We start from the raw sequence: 16,407 nt of genomic DNA on the forward strand, positions 1-16,407 counted from the left end.
CTTCGACCCAGCTCAGCGCCTCCTCGCTCAACACCCCGATCCGGTTCCCACGCAAGTCCACGACCAACTCCGGGTAGCGTTGCAGCAACGCCAGAGGAAAGTGACGCAGGCCTGTTGCACGCAACGATACGTAGTGCAGATGAACGTTGTAGCGTAACTGCGGCACCACCCCCAGCGGATTCGCATCAAGGTTGAGAATTTCCAGCCTGGGAAACCACTCCAACCGCAGTTGGGATTGCGCGTCCAGGGTGATGAAATTGTTATGCAGGTGCAGTTGGGTAAGCCTGCCCAGGTGATTCAGCCCTTCCGGGATGGTGAGCAAGCGATTCGCGCCGACGTTGAGAATGCTCAACTGCGCAAGGTTGCCGAAGCTGCTCGGTATAGCGCCAAGAAGGTTGCCGCTCAATTGCAGGTTTTCAAGGCTGGCCAGCTGCCCTACCCGTTCATCCAGGACCACGATCTGATTGAAGGAAAGATCGAGGTAAGTCAGGTGGGCCAACTGCTCGACACCGGCCGGCAGTTCGTCGAGTTGATTGCCACAGAGTTCCAGATCGGCAAGCTCGGTCAAGTTTTCCAGGCCCGCCACTGTGTCGAGCATGTTACCGCCGAGGTTCAAACTTCGCAGCTGCGGTAAATGCTCCAGGCCATCGAGCGTTCGCAGGCGGTTGCCCGAGAGGTCCAGCGTTTTCAGGTTAGGAAACCGACTCAGGAAATCGGCCTCGATGACAGAAACCTGCTGGTTGCACAACGACAAGTCACCTACCTGCTCGAACACGATGCCCATGGGCAGCGCAGGTAACGAACTGATGATCCATCCTTCTCTGGTCGAGCGCAGGGTCGGCCCTTCATCGTGGTAACGCGACTGCCAGAAGCCGCGCAGGAGCTCCGCCATGTTCGATCGCGCAGCATACTCAGGGTCGCCAGGCAACCCGCGCCACTGCGCCAGGCTAGCTTCAAGCCGCCTGGACAGATGCGCGAACGCTCGCGAGCCAGGGCCATGAAAAAGCCCGAGCTGATACCACACACGATAGTTGCCGCGGGCCAGCGCCAGGGTCAGCGCGCACTCCTCCTCCCTGCGCTGCTCTGCTATTTGCTCTGCCGCACGTACCGCGCCACTGTCTTGCGCCCCATCCCCTACAAGCGCGGCTCGCCGTTCATCGTGGTTTTGACGTATGACAGCAAACTGATCGTCATAGGCGAGCCTGACGTGATCCTGCCAGAACGCCTGTTGCGCCAGGAACTGGCTCAGTGCCTCGGCCGTCTCGGCCTCGTACACCGCTGCCTCGGCCTCAACCAGGTCGTTTGGGGTCACAGTTTGTACATGCCTGAAACTGAGGTACGTCGGTTCGCCGTAAATACCCAAAGGCTCTGAAAGCTGTACCCGGAAGGCTTGATAGATCTCACCCGGGCTGAATGGCACAGAGCGCCGGCGCAACTCTTCGATGTGCCGCGCAGCAAAGCGGTTAACCTGATCGAGCCTGAACAACTCACGCCCCAGGCTGCGCAACTGATGCTCGACGTGCCGACCATGCAGGCCTTCTGTGCGCAGCGCTACCTTCAAGTTGACGAGCAGCACATCGAGATCAACGCTGCCCCGCGGCACGGCAGCCTGCTGGAATACTGCCCGTCGAACATGAGCATGGTTATACATGCAGTAGAGCAGCTCACCCACACGGCGCCGAAAGTCTTGGGGTTCAACAGCAAAGCGCTCGGACTGCAGCAACACGCGGAGAAAAGCGAAGAACTCATCGCTGCCTGGTTCTTGCGCAAGCGCCTGCCAGTGCCTGCGGCGCGGCGCAGCCTCCTGCTCGGTCAGCCCTTCAAGCCACGGGGCACTGCCCTCTGCCCCCTGCTGGCCGGCCGCTACAAGCTCGATCGCCAGCCGCTCGCGTGCAACCGGTGATAGCGGATTGCCCTGCAAGCTTGCGCAGCCGGGGTTGGCGCGTAACCAGCCGGCCTGCGCTTCACTGATGTCGACGATGCGATTGCTGCGCAAATCGAGCTGTTCCAGGTGTGCCAGTGCACTGGTATCCGGTATCGAGCTCAGCCGGTTGGACGACAAGTCCAGGCGCCGTACATTGGGAAAGCGGGCGAGCAAACCCTCGCTGAGCGCCGTCAGATCAAGATTGCGCAGTACCAGGGAAGTCACATGGTCGAAGTGAACGCCCTCAGGCAGTTCGGGCAGACTACCCAGGCGTGAGCCCTCCAGAATCAACGCAGGATGGCCTTCACCGTCGCGAGTGCGTCGTTGCCAGGCATGACGAATCCGCCGTGCCATGCGCGCCCGCCGGATCAACTGAATCGGCCCCGACGATTGCCGACGCCACAGCCCCAACGCCTGGTCGAGCGTTCGCAGCTCTTCACACAGGCGCAGGTAGTGATTCCAGGGTGTCAGCCCAAGCGCGCGGGCGTTCTGCGCAAACTGCTCCATCGCGCTTTCGTCGAAATCGGGGAACAGCCGTTGAATACCCCGACGCAACGCGCGATTGCTGCTTTCGCCACGGCCACTCAAGGGGTAACCCAGGCGCCCGTCGCCCAGCCGTACCGGCGGCCTGAAACCAAGGCCGACTGGCGCCATGCGCAACAGTGAAGCGGCGAGCTCGCGCTCTTCGCAGGCCCATTGCGACATGGCCTGGGCCAGTGTTTCGGGGGCGTCGCCGGCATCGCCCAATATCCTTTTCTGCCAGGGATCGAGCTGCAGCAACAGAGCCTGGAACAGGCTGTCGTCAGCCCTGGCCAACGGCAACGGGTTTGCGTGAGCATCCAGCGCCTGATACCCCTGGGCCGTTCGAAGCACGGTGCGTACCTCGCTGGCCGCTTGCGCTCCGGCCCACGCAGTCATTTCACCCGACAGCGTGTCGCCGCGCAGCTCGATGCGCACTCCTCGCCACGGGGCGCGCTCGGCGATCAGGCCCAATGCCAGTTGCTCGGTATCACGATTGATTGCGGCGGTTTGAAGCAGGCCCGCACAGGCGCGGTCCAGGCGCGTATCGCGCACGTACCAGCGCGCCTGCTCGGCCAAGGCCAACGGCACACGCTGGTGCGCGAGCATATGCTCCACCTGGTCCTCGGGCGCATGTTCGATGATCTCACGCGCACCCATTACCGACAGGCCGGGAAAGTCCCGGCGAAGCAGGGTTTCGGCTTCGCCGGGCATGGGCTGCTGAGCCTGCAGCTGCCGCTCGAAGGCCTCCCCGTTCAGCTCTGGCCGCTGAGCGTGCAACTGCTGCCTCTGCACTGCATCGTGCAAGCGCGCCGGCGCCTGTGCCTGTTCCACATGCAAACGGCGCAGTTGGTCCTGGTTGAACCCCGTTGCCCGCATCACCGCGTGTATGGCCTGCTCATCGAGGTGCGCCCAGCCCGCGTCGAGGTCCTGAAACAACTCAGCACTGCCCTGCCATTCGTGGGGCGTCTCCAGTTCATGCTGCCAGCAAGCGCCCTCGTTGCCCTCGAGCAGCGGCGCATAAGCATTGGGACGCACGGGATGACGGATGCGACGCTGCTGCGTTTGAGCTTCCAGGTAGGTCAAATGGCTGGCCAAGGGGGTACGCACATACTCTGCACCTTGCAGACCGATCAACTCACCGACTGCGCCTCGGTCCTGGACGGCATAGCCTGGCAGCCTGGGGTCACTCAACTTCAGTGTATGTTCATCCGTGTAGACCGGCACTAGATCTGCGACGCGAGCATCCTCCACCAGGCGGTGCGAAGCCGCGCCTGCGCCGACATTGACGGCCGTCATGGCCACGGTTTGCGCTACGCAATACAAGTGCTCCAGCGCGCTCTGGCGGTCCCCCAAGCGCCAATCGGCATAGCCCTCGTACACGTCGTCAGCCAGCTGCAACGCGGTGATCCCCAGCAATGGCAAAGCCAGTGCAGGTAGCGCGAAGCTCGCCAGGCCCAACGCATCGATGGCAAAGCTCAGGTAGAAATGCAAGCGCCTGTCGCGCTGCTGCGCTTCCACTTCGGCAGTGGGTATGGCGTGCACTTTGGCATTGTCCAACAGGGTGTCGATCAGTTGGCGGCGCAGGTATTCGAACAACGGCTGCTCGACAGGCTCGTAACGACCATCGAGCTGGACCGGCACATTCTCGGCAGTATCACTCAGCGCCTGGGTCAAGGCACGGGTGTAGGCACTCCGGTCACGCTCACCGATAAAGCGTTGGAAGAATTCGACGTAACCGGGCAAACGGAACTGTTTACCCAACGTCATGAACAGCGATGCCCAAGAGGTATACCAGGTCAGCGGGCCTTGAGGATCATCAGGGATCCAGCACAATATGCCCTCGAACTCGTCACCGGTCGCGCGCTGATGGGTTATCTCGAACGCCACCGCGCCCCGCACCAGCCGGCCGAACACACGCAGTTGCATGGGCCGCAGCCCAGAGATGGAGGGGGATGCGACCGAGATCAAGTCAATCAGCGGGGCACAGTGTTCATAGGCATGCCTGGGTATTTCACCATTGACCAGTGCCAGCCTCAGCGCCGCCTCGAGACTCGTGCGATAACCTGCCTCGATCAGCGTGCTCAGTTGTTTCCCCGCTTCACCACCGGGCGTCAACTGCGCGCGCAGGTACGCCTGGTAACGCCCCCCCAGGTCGAGCGAGCGGCACAGGGCAAAGAATGCTTTGGGCGAGAGCGCGCAAGCATTCCCTGATGCATCCAGCACCGCAGTGCCCTGCATGATGCTGGTGGCGAACGTTTCACCCTCGGTAAAGTTATGCAACGCCGATTGCAGCAGGCTGTGCTGGTAGATCTGCTCTTTGACCCCATCCGGCACTTGCGCAACATGCGAGGGAAATCGCTGCAGGGTTCTGCGCCGCAGCGTGGCCCGACGCACATCGACACCAAGTTGATGTTCCGCCTGCAGAGCTTCTCGCAGCAGCGGCTCGGCAAATGCATCGAGTGGGGTGATCCGCGCCAGCCATTCGTGCAACTGATGCTGTACCTGCTGTTGTCGCTGCTGGCTCTGGAGCAAGCTGTTGAGGGTGTCGGACGCAAGTTCGGTCAGCCAGGCGGGCAAGCGACTGGCAATCAAGGCATTGGTGGAGTCATCAGTGAACGGCTGACTGGGCATCGCGGGCTCCTAGGGCGCAAAACAGCGATTGCACCACCGCGTGACGAGGCTTTTGCGTTAACTATTGCAACCTGCCGACGTGACAGACGTTCACGTTTGCACAAGCCCTGCCGATAACAGTTACAACTACTGACCAGAAAGGAAGCTGGCGATGAACCCGATCACCTCAGTGGTGCGCCTGACCCCTGTCGCCCACATCACCCACCGTGCACCGCAGGTACCAGCCACCCTGCCGACAGAAGCGCCGATGACATCCCCGAGCACGGTGGTAAGCCTTGGCCAGCAAGAAAGCCGCGTCGACACCCAGACCTACACGGCCAAAGGTACCCTCGGTAAAGCGCAGACACAGTATGTGTGGGAGCAGGACGGCATCGACAAACTCAGCATGTACATGCTGAGCGCCATTCAGGCTTCCTCCCCCGCAGCGCGCTTCCAAGGGCTTGGTGCTGCCCTGTTGGAGCAACTGGCGGCCAGCGGTGGCCAGCGTATCTCGCAATCCGGGCTGGCGATCGATGATGGCGCGACAACCGACCCGTTGCTGCTGGCCATGCAGCAGGCCAGGTTGCGCGAACACGCCACCAGCAGCGTCAGCTTCAACCTCACTACCGGCTCAGGCGCCACCGTGACGGTGGGGCTCTACAGCAGCACCAACGGCCTGGCCGTGGATGCCGACGTGCAAGACGGTACGTTGACCACTGACGAGCTCAAAGGCTTGGCAGCGCTGGCGAGCAGCTTCCAGGCTGCCCTCAACGGGCTGACCCAGGAACCACCCAGCCTGCAGCTGGGCGCACTGGTCAAGCTCGACCCGGCGCTGTTCACCGGTTTGCAATTGAATGCCAAATTGCAGAATGCAAGCGGCGACCAGCAAACCTTCGACCTGCAACTGAACGAAGATTCCCGCAACCTCACACTGCAAGGCGCCAACGGCACGGTCAGGATGAACCTCGACACCCAGGGCGGCGCGCTGCTGGGCAGCCAGGCTCAGCGTCAGGCAGCCGTGGCCAATTACCTGACCCAGTTCGATGCAGCGCAAAAGCGCGGCCATGGTGACGCGCAACTGATGGCACTGTTCAAGGATGCCTTCAGCCAGCTCAACAGCGTGGACGATACCAGCAAGCGCCCTGCAGGCCATGACCTGGCGCAGAACACGGCCAGCCGCCTGCTGTTGAGCGGCCTGGCCGACTTCGATGCCTCGATCACGCAGACCGAACAGAAGATCAATCCGATGCGGCCTGAAGAAGTGGACCACTTCGACTACAAGGTTTCGCAATCGACCACTCTGCAAGGCCCGGCAGCGAACCTGGCCGTAGAGCAGGCGCAACAGGCAAGCATGAAAGCCGCCTGGCATGAAGGCTTGAACCCGCTCGTCGGCCTGACCCTGACCCGCGACAACAAAACGCAGAACTACAGCTATCACACGATCGACGACCAATCCCGCAGCAGCACTCGCCTGGCGTTCGCCGACAACGCCCTGGTCGAGGCGACCGCGACTCAAGAGGCCAGCCAGAAAGAGCGCGTGCGCACCTATCAGGAGGGCGTGCTGCAGGACGATACGACCCATAGCGCAGCGGCCGCCCAGTCTCGCGAACTGCTGGACATGCTTGACGAGATGCTCAGCCAGGATCGGGCTGCGCGGCGTGCAGGGCTGGCCTCTACGCTGCAAGAGCAAGTGGCTGGCAGGGGCCACCTGTGGCGACTGCAGTCGGCTCCTGGGCAGATCACCACGTGAGTCGAGACTGACAGGGCTTATTTACGGCGTTCGAATCACGAGCCCAGGGGTGACTCGTGATTTATGGTCAAAAGACCTTGGCGTTGTGCCGTCTTAATCAAGCCCTGCAAAACTTGCACACTGCTCCCCATTCGAACGAGGTCGGCAGCAGGGCGCCTAAGCCCTGGTTCAACCTCAATCACTCAGCAGGAGCAGCCCCATGAGCATTCCATCCTTCGGCCTTGGCACCTACCGCCTCACCGGCCAGGCCGTCATCGACTCGGTAAAGTCCGCCCTGGCGCTGGGCTACCGTGCCATCGACACCGCGCAGATCTACAAGAACGAAGCCGACGTAGGCCAGGCCATTGCCGAAAGCGGCGTACCGCGCAGCGAGCTGTTCATCACCACCAAGATCTGGATCGACAACCATGGCACAGACAAGCTGGTCCCCAGCTTGCGCGAGAGCCTGGCCAAGCTGCGTACCGACTACGTCGACCTGCTGCTGATCCACTGGCCAGCCCCAGGCAAAGGCATCGAACTGGCCGAGTACATGACAGCTTTGGCCGAAGCCAAAAAACTCGGCCTGACCCGTCAGATCGGCGTGTCAAACTTCAACATCGAACTCACCCGCCAAGCCATCGAGGTGGTCGGCAAAGGCGAAATCGCCACCAACCAGGTCGAGCTCAGCCCCTACCTGCAAAACGCCAAACTGGCTGCCTACCTCAAGGATCAGGGCATCACCCTCACCTCGTACATGACCCTGGCCTACGGCAAAGTGCTGAAGGACCCGGTGCTGGCCGAGATCGCCGCCAAGCACAAGGCCACGGTCGCCCAAGTGGCCCTGGCCTGGGCCATGCAGCAGGGATACGCAGTGATCCCCTCCTCCACCAAGCGCGAGAACCTGGCCAGCAACCTGCTCGCCTGCAGCCTGAGACTGGATGCCGACGACATGGCGCGCATCGCCTCGCTCGAGCGCAATGGCCGTGAAGTCAGCCCGGATGGCCTGGCGCCCGCCTGGGACTGATGACCCGCTGCATGTCGGTACCGGCCTGTTCCTGGCCGGTACCACTGCTCATTGACCTTTGAACCGGAGCTCCTGATGAGCACGCTTTCCCCAAAACGGGTTTTGTTTGCCCTGGCTATCGGCGCCTTCGGCATCGGTACCACCGAATTCACGCCCATGGGCCTGCTGCCGGTAATCGCGCAAGGCATCGATGTGAGCATCCCCAGCGCGGGCATGCTGATTACCGCCTATGCCATCGGCGTGATGGTCGGTGCGCCGATCATGACCCTGCTGTTCAGCCGCTTTGGCAAACGCGCCGCACTGATGGCGCTGATGGCCATCTTCACCCTCGGCAACCTGCTCTCGGCACTCTCCCCGGACTACTACACCTTGCTCGCCTCGCGGCTGGTCACCAGCCTCAACCACGGTGCCTTCTTCGGCCTGGGCGCAGTGGTCGCCGCCAGCGTGGTCCCCAAGGACAAACAGGCCAGTGCCGTGGCAACGATGTTCATGGGCCTGACCATCGCCAATATCGGCGGCGTACCTGCGGCGACCTGGGTCGGCCAGCAGGTCGGCTGGCGCATGGCCTTTGCCGGTACTGCAGTACTCGGCCTGCTGGCCATGGCCGCCCTGTGGTACGCGCTGCCCAAAGGTGAGCGTGGCAGCGTGCCCCACGTGCGCAAAGAGCTGGCGGTCATCGCCCGCCCCAGCGTGCTGTTGGCGATGGCTACCACCGTGCTTGGCGCCGGCGCCATGTTCACCCTGTACACCTACGTAGCGCCGGTACTGGCGGAACTGACCGGCGCTTCAAACAGCTTCATCACCCTCGGCCTGGTGCTGATCGGTGTCGGTTTCACCTTGGGCAACAGCCTGGGTGGGCGCCTGGCCGACTGGTCGCTGGACGGCGCTGCGCGCATCTTCCTCGGTGCACTGGCGCTGATCATGTTGCTGATGCCGCTGCTACTGGGCAGCCACATTGGTGCGGCCATCGCGCTGCTGGTCTGGGGCGTGTTCACCTTCGCCGTGGTGCCGCCCTTGCAGATGCGCGTCATGACTGCCGCCATCGAGGCACCAGGGCTTGCATCGTCGATCAACGTCGGCGCATTCAACCTTGGCAATGCCGTTGGCGCGGCACTGGGTGGCACGGTGATCAGCCTGGATCTGGGCTATGCCGCAGTGCCCATGGCCGGCGGCGTGCTGGCTGCGGCGGCCCTGGTGCTGGTATGGCTGGGCGGGCGCGGCAAGGCTGTCGACAAGGCCTTGGGCGCCGCGGTTTAGGCGCTGCCGTAAGCGCTGCACTCTTGCAACGGGCGCAATTATGAAGTGCCCGTTGCAGCCATTCCCCCCAATGCCGCTGCAGCAGTACTCTCCTCTACGCCAACCACCGCCAAGGAGTTCCCCCATGTCCCGCCCTCCATTGCCTCCCTTTACCCGCGAAAGCGCCATCGAAAAAGTCCGCCTGGCCGAGGATGGCTGGAACAGCCGTGACGCGGCCAAGGTATCGCTGGCATACACCCCCGATACCGTATGGCGTAACCGTGTCGAGTTCCCGCGGGGCCGTGCCGAGGTCCAAGCCTTTCTGGCCCGCAAGTGGAACCATGAACTGGAGTACCGACTGATCAAGGAGTTGTGGGCATTCACCGACAACCGCATTGCGGTGCGCTATGCCTACGAATACCACGACGACAGCGGTCAGTGGTTCCGTGCCTATGGCAACGAAAACTGGGAATTCGCCGCCGATGGCCTGATGCACAATCGCCACTCGAGCATCAACGAGCAGCCTATCGCCGAAGCGGACCGCAAGTTCCGCTGGCCTTTGGGACGCCGCCCGGACGACCATCCGGGGCTCAGCGAACTGGGGCTCTGACCGCCTTGGGGGCAGAGGGTCGATGCGCCTGCTGGCAATGACATCAGGTCGTCCGCGTGTGGGTCATGTCGAACAGCTACTGCCAAAAATGCCAGTTTCCGGCTTCTCTCCCTCCCATTACGCTTTTCTGCGCAACGTTCCCACTCCCACAAGGACAGTGCCCATGGAAAAGCGAGCAATTATCATGCTGGTTGCCGGCCTCGCCAGCGCAGCATCTCACGCACCGGCAGCTGAACTGCCAGGACGCATTGCAACCATCGAACATCACACAGCAGCGTGTTTTACCCCTGAAACCTCCGTCAACTGTGAAGTATCGGCAGTGGTTGCGAGCAATGGAAAACTGCTCTTGGCCAACGACAAACGCTTGCCCGCCACTGGGGGGCCGGCCCTGTTCACGCTTGACCTTGAGCAGGGCAAAATCAGTGGTGAGCCTACCGTGCTGCCCGGGGATGCGTTAAAAGAAGCCGATAAGTACGAGGCACTGACCAAGACGCTGGATGGCCGATACATCATCGCCAGCACCGCCTTCAACAAAGCCGGCACCGAACAAGATCCGCGCGCTGACATACTCAGCACCCTCTTGTACTGGCCCGTGGACGAGCCTGAGGCCGCAAAGCCCCTGTCGCCCTCATCACGCGGTGGGGTCACAAGCTCGATCGCACTGCGCAAACAGATCAGCGAAGCCATTGGCGCGCCGTACTTTCAAATCGAAGGCATTACCATGGCGCCGAGCGAACCGGCGCACGAAAAAGCGGCAGATGGCCAACTGATCATCGGCATCCGCAAACAGGGAAACAGCAGTGCTGACTCGCATTTCGGCTTTCTACTTATTTCCGCGCATGTGAAGTTCAGAAATGGGACCTTGGAGCTTGTGGAGGCATTCAAAACAATCCAGAACCTCAACATCCAAGCGCAAGGCCAGACGCTCGGGCTATCAGGCCTGGAGTATGACCGGTTCAATAAAGACAGGCTTTATGCGGTCACCAGCTTCGAGCAGCAATCCGTTGATGCTGCGGGCAAAAAATCCACTGAAATAGGTGGACTTCTATGGGCCGTACCGTTCACAGCGGGGAAGCCGGGCACGCCCAAACTTCTGACACGCGAAGACGGCAGTGCGCTGGTGTTCAGCAACAAGCCCGAAGGTGTAGAGGTGCTGGATGCGCACCAGATCATCGTTGTTCACGACGATGACCGCGTTGAGGTGAAAACCTCCGAGGCAGGCATCAAACGGGGTGATAACGAGTTTGCCTACAGCAAGATCATTTTCCCGTAAACCCACCCTTGGCCTGCCCTGACGCCGGGAGGCCTTTTTTGAGGTTTTCACGCCCTTGACGATGTGGACGGGCGCCGCATTCCACTCGCTATGCCTCCAACGGCGCCCTCACACGCCAAAGGCATCAGCACAAACCGCAAAATAAGGACTACGCTTGCGACAGCGCAGCAGTACGCGTGGCCATCAGTGCCATGCGCTGACGCGCCCAGGCGTGTGGCAGGCTGCCCGCACCGACTGCCCCACCCGCTCATCAGCCGGTCATCGCTAAATCGATAAAGTATTGACCCAGAGCGGCACAAGCCGCACCGCAAGCTGCTAGAACAGGAGTCTTTCGCATTTGCAAGCAGAGGGAAAGTGCCAGACGAACTTTACAAGCCACGGAACAGTCAATCAAAAGCACCAAGTCAAATGCTATTAATTATCATTACTAAAGTTGCACTTCGTTACTCTTTGCAAGAAACATAATTGACAAAAACGCACGCAATGCCCGAATTTCAAGGCTTTCAGCCAGTTACGAGCGGATTTTGTTCTTAATCCTACGAATAAATTTGCGACAGAAATTTTACTTGCACCGGGTTTACCCATAAAATCAGCGCGATTGATTCAGCTGCGACATTTGGTCACTGCACCTGCGACACCACGTCGCCGCTCTACTTATTTCAGACTGCAGAGCTGGGTCTCTGTATAAGGATCTCTAGCATGTCCGATTCGGCAGGACTCATCGCCCACAACTGGGGCTTTGCCATCTTCCTCCTGGGTGTCGTCGGCCTGTGCGCCTTCATGCTCGGCCTGTCCAGCCTGCTCGGTAGCAAGGCCTGGGGCCGCGCCAAGAACGAACCCTTCGAATCCGGCATGCTGCCCGTCGGCAGCGCCCGCCTGCGCCTTTCCGCCAAATTCTATCTGGTCGCGATGCTGTTCGTGATCTTCGATATCGAAGCCCTCTTTCTCTTTGCATGGTCTGTGTCCGTCCGCGAAAGCGGCTGGACCGGATTCGTCGAAGCGCTCGTTTTCATAGCAATTCTGTTGGCAGGTCTTGTCTACCTTTGGCGCGTCGGGGCACTTGATTGGGCTCCCGAAGGTCGCCGCAAGCGGCAAGCGAAGCTGAAACAATGAGGCTTTGGCAATGCAATACAATCTCACCAGAATCGATCCGGATGCGCCCAACGAGCAGTACCCGGTCGGCGAACGGGAAACCGTTACCGACCAACTGCTAGAGGACCAGGTCCACAAGAACATCTACATGGGGAAACTCGAAGATGTGCTGCGTGGCGCGGTCAACTGGGGGCGCAAGAACTCCCTCTGGCCGTACAACTTCGGCCTGTCCTGCTGTTACGTGGAAATGACCACGGCCTTCACGGCGCCCCACGACATCGCCCGCTTCGGCGCCGAAGTCATCCGGGCCTCGCCGCGTCAGGCCGACTTCATGGTCATCGCCGGTACCTGCTTCATCAAGATGGCGCCGATCATCCAGCGCCTGTATGAGCAGATGCTCGAACCCAAATGGGTCATCTCCATGGGCTCGTGCGCCAACTCCGGCGGCATGTACGACATCTACTCGGTCGTTCAGGGGGTCGACAAGTTCCTCCCTGTGGACGTCTATGTGCCTGGCTGCCCGCCACGCCCTGAAGCTTTCCTGCAAGGCTTGATGCTGCTGCAGGAGTCGATCGGCCAAGAACGACGCCCGCTTTCCTGGGTCGTTGGTGATCAAGGTATTTACCGTGCCGAGATGCCAGCCCAGAAAGACCTGCGTCGTGAGCAGCGCATTGCCGTAACCAACCTGCGCAGCCCCGACGAAGTCTGATCCAGCGACCTGCCGCCCGCTCCCGAAGGAGCCGGCGGCCTGGCTTCATTCTTAACGTTGACCCAAAGCGACCGAGACCATGACAGCGGACAACGCTATTTTCATTCCGCCTTACAAGGCTGACGACCAGGATGTGGTCGTCGAACTGCACAACCGTTTTGGCGCCGAAGCATTCGTCGCCCAGGAAACCCGCACCGGCATGCCCGTGCTGTGGGTCAAGCGCGCCCAGCTCAAAGAGGTGCTCAGCTTCCTGCGCGGCGTCACCAAGCCATACAGCATGCTGTACGACCTGCACGGTGTCGACGAACGCCTGCGCACACAGCGTCGCGGCCTGCCTGCCGCCGATTTCAGTGTGTTCTACCACCTGATGTCGGTCGAGCGTAACAGCGACGTGATGATCAAGGTGTCGCTCAGCGAAGGCGACCTGAACCTGCCGACCGTGACCGGCATCTGGCCAAACGCCAACTGGTACGAGCGCGAAGTCTGGGACATGTTCGGCATCGACTTTGCCGGCCACCCACACCTGAGCCGCATCATGATGCCGCCGACCTGGGAAGGCCACCCGCTGCGCAAGGACTACCCGGCCCGCGCCACCGAGTTCGACCCCTACAGCCTGACCCTGGCCAAACAGCAGCTTGAAGAGGAATCGGCACGCTTCAACCCGGAAGCCTGGGGCATGAAGCGTCAGGGCGCCAACGAGGACTACATGTTCCTCAACCTGGGCCCCAACCACCCGTCTGCCCACGGTGCGTTCCGTATCGTCCTGCAGCTGGACGGCGAAGAGATCGTCGACTGCGTACCGGACATCGGCTACCACCACCGTGGTGCCGAGAAGATGGCCGAGCGCCAGTCCTGGCACAGCTTCATCCCCTACACCGACCGTATCGACTACCTGGGCGGGGTGATGAACAACCTGCCGTACGTCCTGGCGGTAGAAAAGCTGGCAGGTATTCAGGTGCCGCAGAAGGTCGACGTGATTCGCATCATGCTCGCCGAGTTCTTCCGCATCACCAGCCACCTGCTGTTCCTGGGTACCTACATCCAGGACGTCGGCGCCATGACTCCGGTGTTCTTCACCTTCACCGACCGCCAGCGCGCCTACACCGTGATCGAAGCGATCACCGGTTTCCGCCTGCACCCGGCCTGGTACCGCATCGGCGGCGTCGCCCACGACCTGCCACGTGGCTGGGACAAGCTGGTCAAGGACTTCGTCGAGTGGCTGCCCAAGCGCCTGGACGAATACACCAAGGCTGCCCTGCAGAACAGCATCCTCAAGGGCCGTACCATCGGTGTGGCTGCATACAACACCAAAGAAGCGCTGGAATGGGGCACCACCGGTGCCGGCCTGCGCGCCACCGGTTGCGATTTCGACCTGCGCAAAGCCCGCCCGTACTCCGGCTACGAGAACTTCGAGTTCGAAGTGCCGCTGGCCCACAACGGCGATGCCTACGATCGCTGCATGGTCCGTGTCGAGGAGATGCGCCAGAGTATCCGCATCATCGACCAGTGCCTGCGCAACATGCCGGAAGGCCCGTACAAGGCGGATCACCCGCTGACCACGCCGCCGCCGAAAGAGCGCACCCTGCAGCACATCGAAACCTTGATCACGCACTTCCTGCAAGTCTCGTGGGGCCCGGTCATGCCGGCCAACGAGTCGTTCCAGATGATCGAAGCGACCAAGGGCATCAACAGTTACTACCTGACGAGCGATGGCGGCACCATGAGCTACCGCACCCGGATCCGCACCCCGAGCTACCCGCACCTGCAGCAGATCCCTTCGGTGATCAAAGGCAGCATGGTCGCCGACCTCATCGCGTACCTGGGCAGTATCGACTTCGTTATGGCTGACGTGGACCGCTAAGCATGAACAGCACGCTTATCCAGACAGACCGTTTCGCCCTGAGCGAAACCGAGCGCTCGGCCATCGAGCACGAGATGCACCACTACGAGGACCCGCGCGCGGCGTCCATCGAAGCCCTGAAGATCGTCCAGAAGGAACGCGGCTGGGTGCCGGACGGCGCCATCTACGCCATCGGCGAAGTGCTCGGCATCCCTGCCAGCGACGTCGAGGGCGTGGCCACCTTCTACAGCCAGATTTTCCGCCAGCCTGTCGGCCGCCACATCATTCGTGTGTGCGACAGCATGGTCTGCTACATCGGCGGCCACGAGTCGGTGGTCAGCCAGATCCAGAGCGAACTGGGCATCGGCCTGGGCCAGACCACCGCGGACGGTCGTTTCACCCTGCTGCCGGTGTGCTGCCTGGGCAACTGCGACAAGGCCCCGGCGCTGATGATCGATGACGATACCTTTGGCGACGTGCAGCCTGCTGGCGTTTCCAAGCTGCTGGAGGGTTACGTATGACCATCACTTCCTTCGGCCCGGCCAACCGCATCGCGCGTTCGGCCGAAACTCACCCGCTGACCTGGCGCCTGCGTGACGACGGCGAGCCGGTATGGCTCGACGAGTACCAGGCCAAGAACGGCTACGCTGCCGCCCGCAAGGCACTGGCAGAAATGTCCGCCGACGACATCGTGCAGAGCGTCAAGGACTCCGGCCTCAAGGGCCGTGGCGGCGCGGGCTTCCCCACTGGCGTGAAGTGGGGCCTGATGCCCAAAGACGAATCCATGAACATCCGCTACCTGCTGTGCAACGCGGACGAAATGGAGCCCAACACCTGGAAGGACCGCATGCTGATGGAGCAACAGCCCCATCTGCTGGTCGAGGGCATGCTGATCAGCGCCCGCGCCCTGAAGGCCTACCGCGGTTACATCTTCCTGCGTGGCGAGTACACCACTGCGGCGAAGAACCTCAACCGCGCCATCGATGAAGCCAAGGCTGCCGGCCTGCTGGGCAAGAACATCCTCGGCTCGGGCTTCGACTTCGAGCTGTTCGTGCACACCGGTGCCGGGCGCTACATCTGCGGTGAAGAAACCGCACTGATCAACTCGCTGGAAGGCCGCCGCGCCAACCCGCGCTCGAAGCCGCCCTTCCCTGCCGCCGTGGGTGTGTGGGGCAAGCCGACGTGCGTGAACAACGTCGAGACGCTGTGCAACGTGCCGGCCATCGTCGCCAACGGCAACGACTGGTACAAGTCGCTGGCCCGCGAAGGCAGCGAGGACCATGGCACCAAACTGATGGGCTTCTCCGGCAAGGTGAAGAACCCGGGGCTGTGGGAGCTGCCGTTCGGCGTGACCGCCCGTGAGCTGTTCGAAGACTACGCCGGCGGCATGCGCGACGGCTTCAAGCTCAAGTGCTGGCAGCCAGGCGGCGCCGGTACCGGTTTCCTGCTGCCCGAGCACCTCGACGCGCAGATGTACGCCGGCGGCATCGCCAAGGTCGGCACCCGCATGGGTACGGGCCTTGCCATGGCGGTCGACGACAGCGTCAACATGGTTTCGCTGCTGCGCAACATGGAAGAGTTCTTCGCCCGCGAATCGTGCGGCTGGTGCACCCCCTGCCGGGACGGCCTGCCGTGGAGCGTGAAGATGCTGCGTTCCCTGGAAAACGGCCAGGGCCGTGCCGAAGACATCGAGACCCTGCTGGGTCTGGTGAACTTCCTCGGCCCAGGCCGTACCTTCTGCGCTCACGCACCCGGTGCCGTCGAGCCGCTGGGCAGTGCCATCAAATATTTCCGCTCGGAGTTCGAGGCCGGTGTGGCGCCTGAAAGCGCTGGCACCC

The 16,407-nt window shown here is 61.7% G+C and carries 11 protein-coding genes; 10 read left to right on the forward strand and 1 reads right to left on the reverse strand.

The features are described from left to right. On the reverse strand, window positions 1–5,077 hold a 5,077-nt coding region (locus BLX42_RS24030), incomplete at its 3' end, for an NEL-type E3 ubiquitin ligase domain-containing protein (protein ID WP_161872821.1). A gap of 151 nt (window positions 5,078–5,228) precedes the next feature. On the opposite strand from BLX42_RS24030, the gene BLX42_RS24035 reads away from it, so the two are divergent. From BLX42_RS24035 to nuoF, 10 genes are all read left to right on the forward strand, one after another. Then, the gene (locus BLX42_RS24035; RefSeq protein ID WP_161872822.1) at window positions 5,229–6,806 is read left to right on the forward strand and encodes a hypothetical protein; all 1,578 of its coding nucleotides are present in this window, start codon (window positions 5,229–5,231) and stop codon (window positions 6,804–6,806) included. 199 nt (window positions 6,807–7,005) lie between these two features. Continuing rightward, window positions 7,006–7,809: a 2,5-didehydrogluconate reductase DkgB gene (gene dkgB / locus BLX42_RS24040; protein WP_161872823.1), complete on the forward strand. Its 804-nt coding sequence runs from the start codon at window positions 7,006–7,008 to the stop codon at window positions 7,807–7,809. Window positions 7,810–7,884: 75 nt separating this feature from the next. Further along, window positions 7,885–9,066 (forward strand): MFS transporter, encoded by a 1,182-nt coding sequence (locus BLX42_RS24045; protein WP_161872824.1) that lies wholly within the window; start codon window positions 7,885–7,887, stop codon window positions 9,064–9,066. Between the two features lie 124 nt (window positions 9,067–9,190). After that, window positions 9,191–9,655, forward strand: coding sequence for a DUF1348 family protein (locus tag BLX42_RS24050; protein ID WP_046787243.1), 465 nt, complete (start codon window positions 9,191–9,193; stop codon window positions 9,653–9,655). Window positions 9,656–9,818: 163 nt separating this feature from the next. After that, window positions 9,819–10,928, forward strand: coding sequence for a hypothetical protein (locus BLX42_RS24055; RefSeq protein WP_256345790.1), 1,110 nt, complete (start codon window positions 9,819–9,821; stop codon window positions 10,926–10,928). A gap of 699 nt (window positions 10,929–11,627) precedes the next feature. Then, window positions 11,628–12,041 carry an NADH-quinone oxidoreductase subunit A gene (locus tag BLX42_RS24060; protein ID WP_003251427.1) on the forward strand — a complete coding sequence of 138 codons (414 nt, stop codon included), beginning with the start codon at window positions 11,628–11,630 and terminating at the stop codon, window positions 12,039–12,041. 10 nt (window positions 12,042–12,051) lie between these two features. Then, on the forward strand, window positions 12,052–12,729 hold the full coding sequence (locus BLX42_RS24065; protein WP_012313769.1) for an NADH-quinone oxidoreductase subunit B family protein: 678 nt from the start codon (window positions 12,052–12,054) through the stop codon (window positions 12,727–12,729). 79 nt (window positions 12,730–12,808) lie between these two features. Beyond that, window positions 12,809–14,590: an NADH-quinone oxidoreductase subunit C/D gene (gene nuoC / locus BLX42_RS24070; protein WP_046787244.1), complete on the forward strand. Its 1,782-nt coding sequence runs from the start codon at window positions 12,809–12,811 to the stop codon at window positions 14,588–14,590. 2 nt (window positions 14,591–14,592) lie between these two features. After that, window positions 14,593–15,090: an NADH-quinone oxidoreductase subunit NuoE gene (gene nuoE, locus BLX42_RS24075; RefSeq protein WP_012313767.1), complete on the forward strand. Its 498-nt coding sequence runs from the start codon at window positions 14,593–14,595 to the stop codon at window positions 15,088–15,090. Further along, on the forward strand, window positions 15,087–16,407 hold a 1,321-nt coding region (gene nuoF / locus BLX42_RS24080), incomplete at its 3' end, for an NADH-quinone oxidoreductase subunit NuoF (protein WP_161872825.1). The genes nuoE and nuoF, both read left to right, overlap by 4 nt.

Origin of the sequence: Pseudomonas sp. SG-MS2 (assembly GCF_009933855.1) — a bacterium.
Classification (GTDB): Bacteria; Pseudomonadota; Gammaproteobacteria; order Pseudomonadales; family Pseudomonadaceae; genus Aquipseudomonas; species Aquipseudomonas putida_E.